Raw genomic sequence first — 5,875 nt, forward strand, 5'->3', positions numbered from 1 at the left:
TTTCATGTCATGAAAATCAGTATACACAAAGGTTAAGATTAAATTTGGCCTTTTCCGTAATCTGAGTTTTACGATTTGGTTAAGTAAGTGTTATGAAATTTTACGAAAATATGTAGTTGGATATTTAATATTTATTAATTATTAAAAAGATTTTTTAGGTTTAATTTAGTTTCTAATCCTTTATTTCTCCTGACATCAGGTACCTGTCGCGAATCAACCTGGCAGTTTTGTGATCACCTTTATGGTCCCAGCCCGGAGGCATAAGCATATATAATAATTTATTTTTTAAACCGGGAGCTTTGTATACATCTTTGAATAAGGCCACAATTTCTCCAAAGTAAACATCAAGAAAGTTCCCGGAATCCATCTTTCGGGTAATGCCGTATTCAACTTTTATGGTACTATCTTCATCCTGATAGGTTCCAAAAACCCGATCCCAAATATTCAGGAGATTACAAAAATTGGTATCCATATAAAGTGGGTTACGCGCATGGTGCACCCTATGGTGGGAAGGTGTCAGGATAATCTTATGTAAAAAGCCAAGCCTTCCATCTTTTAACAGGTTCTCCCCCACATGGATAAATGCCCCATAGGTTCCGTCTATAAACATGATTAAAAACAACAGTTCTGGATGCACACCTAGTAAAATACAAACGGTGGTACGAATAGTATCGGCGTAGGGTGCTTCTAAAAAGAAGTGGGCATAAGTAACGGTTAGATTCATATTTTCAGGGGCATGATGGGTAGAATGCAAACACCAGAACAGTCGTACTTTGTGCCCCCAGTAATGATACAGAAAATGTCCAAACTCCCAGACAATATAGGCGTAGATAAACCAATACCAGGTAAAACTGGTTTGAAAAGGAGCGAGGTGCTGAAAAAGACCAATACAAAAGGCAACCATGGCTATGGCTATAAACCGGCCCACAAACCTGTTAAAAATGTATATGAGGAAGTTAACTTTATATACCTTGGCCTGTGGATTTTTGTAGATAAGCCCCAAAATTAATTCAAGAATTACCAGTAGCGGAATAATAGGAGCAATTAACGAAACAATACCATCATAGGTTCTGAAGGCCTTGTAATCTCCAGCTTCTAAAAGCTCCAGTGCCCTGGTAATTCCAAGAAAACTAATAAACTCATTAAAAAGCGTCTCTAAAATTTCCATAAACATTAGCGGTTCAACCACATCTTAATGGTCCTGTTTACCAGTTCTGGCTTATCGTGATGCACAAAATGCCCGGCCCCCGGAATGGTAACCAGGGTGAGATCCTTTTCCACCCATTCCCAGGTATGGTTAAGAGCTCCTGCAAGAAGATACTTATCATCAAGTCCATGAATAACTAATACTGGGACTCTAACCTTAGTTAAAGCGGAAGAATCCAATGCATAAGGTTCCCGGGGATAATTTTGCCTGTAGTAGTGTAGCATGGCTTCAAAATCTGAGCGGTCAAAGGCCTCCAGGTATGCATTCTTATTTACATTATCGCCCAACATGGATACAAGTTTCTCAGCAGTATGTCTTATCCCTCTGGGATGGGGTGAGTTTAGTAGTATAAGCCTATCAACGACCTGAGGCCTCATCATTGCAAGTGCCCAGGCAACGGAACCACCCCAGTCATGGCCTACGATAATTGATTTTTTAAAGCCTAAATGAGTGATCACAGAGAGAACATCACCCACTAAATAATTCATATTATAGTATTTTTCTCCTTTCGGCTTGTCGGAAAGATTATAACCTCTTTGGTCAATGGCTATAACAAAATACTCCTTTGAGAAGTTATCCATGATGTCTTTCCAGGAATACCAGAAATCAGGGAATCCATGGATGAAAACTATGAGGGGGTTCTCTTTAGAACCTAATGCAGCAAAGTGAATTTTCACCCCTTGGGAGATGGCGTATCCATGTTCTACTCTATCTTTTATATTTTCTTCCATATACTTTGGAGGGTTTGTGTCTAAGGATGTTTTCTAAAAGCATCACCATTGGCAGTTTTAAATTTCATCAGATCTGCTATCATTTTGGCCCTTTTTATTGCCTCGGAAGCCCGTTCCCCGGCAAAATGCTCATCAACCGTATTATTCCACAGTACCAACCATCTTTCAAAATGAGCCGAAGTCAACGGTTCCTTTTTACTGAGCACGATATGTTTCGTCATCGGATTGCCTTTGTACTTCATAGTATCAAATAATATGGTTTCCCAGAAGTCATACATAATGGGAAAATGCTTTTCCCAGTCTATTTGCGCTATTTCGTTGAAGAAGAAGCCTATTTTTTCGTCTTTAAGCACCTTGGCATAAAACGCATTTACTAATTGCTCTATGTCTTTACGGTTTTCTATGTCTTTCATTTATTTAATAATCTAAATAGACTTTGATGTTACCCTCCGCAGAACAATTGTTACCTTCTGTTTAATCTCTCAGCCCTTTGAATTATATTTTCGTAAACTGCTCGTCCGTTACCAATTACCTCAAGAACTTCTTCTTTTTGATTTTCATTGTAAAATAAAGCTTTAGTCTTAACCCAATCGGTCAGACGATCAATTACCGCAATAAATTTTTTAGCCGGTTCAGCATACCCGGATGGTCTGCCCTCAAAATTGATATAGATTGGATTCGTATGCGCTCCTTTACAGCGCGCGGCGATCCAACCAGAATCTTCAAGGCTAATCTGACGGGAAACATCTGTAGCAGTTAAAATCACCTCGCCATTATAAATTATTTCAACTGGAATTTTGCCTTCAGGCGTCAGTGCGGCGGCTTCTACCATAAATTGAACAGGGCCATTTTCGGCATTCAAAGAACTTCCAGGGAGCTTGTCATTCACTTTAAAAAATAACATGGGGCCGGTGGTTATAAAACTTTTACCATTTTGCAGGTTCCTCCTCCAATTATCCAACGTAAATTCTTCATTCTCCAGGTTGACGTAGACTCGGGGGGTATCTTTAATTGCCCAATCGGGCCCGGCGGTTGCCGGAATAGTAAAGCCACAATTCAGGATGTCATACCAGACTTTCATTTGTCCACCATTACCTGCAATCTCAGCCATATGTACATTCCCCAAAGCGATATCCACAGGCATCTCAAAACCGGTAGAAGGCCAACCCGTTTTTATCTGATCAACGCCTTCGGTGAAATTACCAAAATGAGCCGCAATGGTAGTAGCACCCTGAGCGACCGCTTCTTCCAAAATATCGGAATTAGGTGGGTAGTCCGGGCCGCCTAATTCACCTAATGCACCCGTACTAATAGGTTGAATTAAGGATTTAAGTCCGATAAAGGCAAGATGCCCATATGGATTGTTGCGAAACTCTTCGCCATAGGTAATAAGATGTTCAGCGGTACTAAAGGCCTGCCTTTTTCCCATCGGGAATTCATTTGCATAAATAGCATGTGTTTGCCACTCTCCTTTAAGAGTTAATATGGAGGAGACATGCAGGTCCTCTGCCTGTGAAATCAAAGGCCAGAATTTACTGAATTGAACAGGAATACCTATATCTGTGGTATGAATGTGTGTTTGCCCCGAGTACCATCCAAGATCAGGCATATTGATCCATCGCTCCAAAGCGACATCCACATTACCTTGCTCGGGTACATCCACCTTAGCAGGGATATATTCAAATCCATGATAGATATGCGCTATTTTGCCCACTGGGTTGACACCTAGTTGGGCCCGACCTTGTAAATAAAAGTAAGGACCAGGCTGATATTCCCAAAGCGTTGTACGCCAACCCCATTCCATATTTCTTGTTACTGCATAGGAAGGTCCTTTGATTGGAGTCCAAAAATGGTTCCCCTCCATGTCACTCACTTCTACCCTTGCCGCCAGCGGTTTTCCACTCTCTTTATCGGTGACTGAAAAATTGATAGATTCAGAAAAATCAGAAACTTTATCAATTGGACGACCATCATACCCTGGTACAATAACATGGGTAGGAATACTATCTGGAATAAGCGCAAATGGCGCTTCATACATGGGAATTCCTTTAACCTTGAGAAGGGCATCGGCAGCATCACCAGATTCATCCTTGATGCTCAGGGTGCTTGTTAATATGGCCTCCCTTAGTGGAGACAATACTACAAAGGTATACCTGGAGGCATTTGCTTCCAGTGAAAATTGTTTGTTCCAAAACAGGATCTCATCACTATAGTCGCTATTCATGCTGAGTTCCACTTTAGAATTTCTATTATTTTTTACTTCAACCAAAAGAACTTTGAAGTGCCCTTGTTGAACTTCAAAAAGAGGAGCTGCCCAACTACTTGTGATAGATTTGCCAATAGTAAAAAGCACTGCAGGTTCTTGTTTAATTAGTTTGGCAAAGTACGTACGGCATTCATTTAGCAACTGCTTTTGTTTAGCCCTGGCCTTGCTGATTTGTTTCATTACCTCGCCTGAGGAAATCAACAAATTTTGCTCATCCGTAAGATTACGTATCTCCCAGGATTCAGTCCTAAGTTCATGCCAGGTTTTAAAAATGTTTGCAGCAGCGGCGTCCTTTATCCTCATAAGTTGTATGGCCATCAGATAGTCATTAATTTCCTGTAAAACAGGATCAGAATGTCCATCATGAGCATATGCGCGTGTTTCGGAACTTAAAGAAATTACCAGGAAGAGGATAATTAAAGCTGTTTTCATCTTAAGGCTTATAAAATGAATTTTCGTCTGCTATCAATGTGGTAAGTTCAACAGTATGCCCGTCCGGGTCTTTGGTATAAATAGAAATAAAATAGTGATGGTCCTGAATGGTAAATTCCAAATTCATTGCCTTATATCTCATTTTCGCCTTTTCAAAATTCTCCTTAGTAACATTGAAGGCAAAGTGATCTATACCGACGTTTTTGGATTTCTGATCTATTGGGTCGTCATTTTTATTTGCGGGGAATAAGGCAAGTCCACTTTTGTTGGCCAGCATAAAAACCGGGAATGACCCCCATTCTTTTAATTGATATTTCTGAAGTCCAAGAACATCCTCATACCATTTGGCAGAAACCTCAATATCCGCAACACGGATAGCCACATGATCCAAAAAACGAATCTCAAATTCTTCATACTCATTCATTTTATCAAGTTACACAAAAAGGATTAATTTTTGACTTCCTGTAGAATTTGCATCATCGTCTTTTTGTTGCCGCATCCATGGATTTGGCATTAAGAGTAATATATCACAAAACCAAGGTTATATTTTGACCAAAATTTCTTTCCCGGTTAGTGAATTAACTAATCCCCATCTCATTGTTGATATATTCACAAAAAGATGCTGATATTTAATATCTTATTGGCGTATTTTCGCTTTTTAATAGACACTTTATGACGATGACCGACTTTCAGCCTATCATTGAAGTTGTAGAAGAAGCCTACGAGATTCCCCAATTAAACGCTACCAGAAAAATATCCGCACTTTTACCTTACGATTATTATAAAACCGATAAACACTACCCCGTTCTTTACCTGCAGGACGGTCAGAATCTATTCAATCCACTAGCCCCTTTTGGCGACTGGGCTGTGGATAAGTCAATGGCCAAGCTTGCGGAAAAAGGATTCAGCGATATAATAATTATTGCGATAGACCACGGTGAAGAGGAACGGATTATTGAATACCTTCCATATAAACACCCGAAGTTTGGCAAGGGGAAAGGCAAGTTTTATATCGAGTTTATGCTCAAGAAACTTATTCCGTATGTCAACAAACAGTACAGAACGCTAACCGATTTTGAACATACCGGTATTGGGGGAAGTTCTATGGGCGGCTTAATTAGTTTTTATGCCGGCCTCTCGCACCCGGAGGTATTTGGTAAATTGATGATCTTTTCACCCAGCCTCTGGATATCCAAAATGATCTTTGATCATACCAGATCATTTGAGCCTCTCGAAAAA

At 40.1% G+C, this 5,875-nt stretch carries 6 protein-coding genes; 1 reads left to right on the forward strand and 5 read right to left on the reverse strand.

Going from position 1 to position 5,875, the window contains the following annotated elements; all coding sequences use genetic code 11:
* Positions 1 to 172 precede the first annotated feature (172 nt).
* The 5 genes from Q0X77_RS15035 to Q0X77_RS15055 are packed head-to-tail and all read right to left on the reverse strand — an operon-like array spanning position 173 to position 5,060.
* Positions 173 to 1,168 carry a sterol desaturase family protein gene (locus Q0X77_RS15035; protein WP_297798639.1) on the reverse strand — a complete coding sequence of 332 codons (996 nt, stop codon included), beginning with the start codon at positions 1,166 to 1,168 and terminating at the stop codon, positions 173 to 175.
* A gap of 5 nt (positions 1,169 to 1,173) precedes the next feature.
* The gene (locus Q0X77_RS15040) at positions 1,174 to 1,938 is read right to left on the reverse strand and encodes an alpha/beta hydrolase (RefSeq protein WP_297798640.1); all 765 of its coding nucleotides are present in this window, start codon (positions 1,936 to 1,938) and stop codon (positions 1,174 to 1,176) included.
* A gap of 20 nt (positions 1,939 to 1,958) precedes the next feature.
* Entirely contained in the window at positions 1,959 to 2,351 is a 393-nt protein-coding gene (locus Q0X77_RS15045) for a group III truncated hemoglobin (protein ID WP_297798641.1), read from the reverse strand.
* A 50-nt stretch (positions 2,352 to 2,401) separates the two neighbouring features.
* The gene (locus Q0X77_RS15050; RefSeq protein WP_297798642.1) at positions 2,402 to 4,636 is read right to left on the reverse strand and encodes a CehA/McbA family metallohydrolase; all 2,235 of its coding nucleotides are present in this window, start codon (positions 4,634 to 4,636) and stop codon (positions 2,402 to 2,404) included.
* Between the two features lies 1 nt (position 4,637).
* A complete protein-coding gene (locus Q0X77_RS15055) occupies positions 4,638 to 5,060 on the reverse strand; it encodes a VOC family protein (RefSeq protein ID WP_297798643.1) in 423 nt (140 codons plus the stop codon).
* A gap of 248 nt (positions 5,061 to 5,308) precedes the next feature.
* Here Q0X77_RS15055 and Q0X77_RS15060 point away from each other — a divergent pair.
* On the forward strand, positions 5,309 to 5,875 hold a 567-nt coding region (locus Q0X77_RS15060; RefSeq protein ID WP_297798644.1), incomplete at its 3' end, for an alpha/beta hydrolase-fold protein.

This window comes from uncultured Eudoraea sp. (genome assembly GCF_947258925.1).
GTDB lineage: Bacteria > Bacteroidota > Bacteroidia > Flavobacteriales > Flavobacteriaceae > Eudoraea.